The organism is Streptomyces sp. NPDC015171 (assembly GCF_043079545.1).
In the GTDB taxonomy this organism is placed as follows: domain Bacteria; phylum Actinomycetota; class Actinomycetes; order Streptomycetales; family Streptomycetaceae; genus Streptomyces.
Genome location: NZ_JBIBUO010000058.1, coordinates 1 through 1341, shown reverse-complemented (window position 1 = coordinate 1341; position 1341 = coordinate 1). Strand labels below are relative to the sequence as shown.

Genomic DNA, 1341 nt, shown 5'->3' with positions numbered 1-1341 from the left:
CTAGAGCGTGTTTTAGAAATCGCTGCCCTGTTTGGTTGGCCGTCGGGGGAAGTCGCGGGCGGCCAACCAGATGGTGAGGTCGCGGGCGATGTCGTTGATGCTGGTTGCCGTGGTGACCTCGTGCTCGTTGCGAACCGTGTCACGGCGGACGATCTCGAAGCCGCCTTCGTCCAGGACGGCCACGGAGGCGAACCAGACGGGGTCGTCCTCGTCGGGCTGGACGACGACGAAGGTGTTGTCGGAGTCGTTGAGGTCGCTGATCATCATGAACAGCGCGTCCTCGGAGGGGTCGTCGATGCGGTCGCCGTTCTCGCTGTCGGCGCCGTAGTGCTGAGCCCCCATCGCCGTCTCTCCCTCGCGCTATTCGCCTCGGCCGTCGTCAGCATGGCATGCAGAACCGGCAGCCCGGACCGTCACAGCCATTCGCCGATCGCGGCGATCAGGACGGTGGCCTCGAAGCGGACCGCGAGCTTGTCGAACCGGGTGGCCACCGCCCGGTTGCGCTTGAGCCGGTTGATCCCGCACTCGACCGCGTGCCGGGCCTTGTAGTCCGCGCGGTCGAAGAGCGGAGGCCGTCCGCCGGCCTTCCCTCGTCGTTTGCGGTTGGCGACCTGGTCAGCCGGCTCCGGGATGGTGCATCGGATGCCGCGCTTTCGCAGGTAGGCCCGGTTGGCGCGTGAGGAGTACGCCTTGTCGCCCCGCACCCGCAGCGGGCGGACACGCGGGCGGCCCGGTCCGGTGCGGGGAACCCGGATGCCTTCCAGCACGGCGGTGAACTGAGGACTGTCACCGCGCTGGCCTGCGGTGACCAGCAACGACAGCGGGCGCTGACCCTGTTCACAGGCCAGGTGGATTTTGGTGGTGAAGCCGCCCCTGGACCGCCCCAGACCGTGGTCGTCCGGCTCGGTGCGGGTGCCGCCGGGCGGTTCCTTCTGAGCCTGGCCGTCGCGCCGGGCGCCCGCGGCGTGCTGATGGGCCCGGCAGATCGTGGAGTCCACGTTGACCTCCCACGTGATCAGCCCCGCCGCGTCCGCCCGGGCCTGCAGTCGGGTCAGCAGTTCGGGCCAGGTGCCGTCACGCTGCCAGCGGCGGAAGAGCCCATAGACCGTCTGCCATGGCCCGTACTCCGACGGCAGGTCCCTCCACGGAGCACCGGTCCGCACCCGCCACCGGATCCCGTCGATCAGCCTCCGCCGACCCAGCGACGGTCGCCCCAACACCGCGACCGGCAACAGCGGCTCCAGCATCGCCCACTGCTCGTCAGAAAGATCCCCTCGCCCCACACCGCGATCATCACGGCGCAGGGCGAACAACGAAGCCCACTTCTAAAACACCCCCTAG

Annotated in this window: 2 protein-coding genes; both read right to left on the bottom strand. The window is 69.1% G+C overall.

The window, feature by feature from the left end:
- Positions 1 to 12: 12 nt before the first annotated feature.
- Positions 13 to 342, bottom strand: coding sequence for a hypothetical protein (locus ACF073_RS41490; RefSeq protein ID WP_392076751.1), 330 nt, complete (start codon positions 340 to 342; stop codon positions 13 to 15).
- Between the two features lie 71 nt (positions 343 to 413).
- The gene (locus ACF073_RS41485; RefSeq protein WP_392076752.1) at positions 414 to 1247 is read right to left on the bottom strand and encodes an IS5 family transposase; all 834 of its coding nucleotides are present in this window, start codon (positions 1245 to 1247) and stop codon (positions 414 to 416) included.
- Positions 1248 to 1341 lie beyond the last annotated feature (94 nt).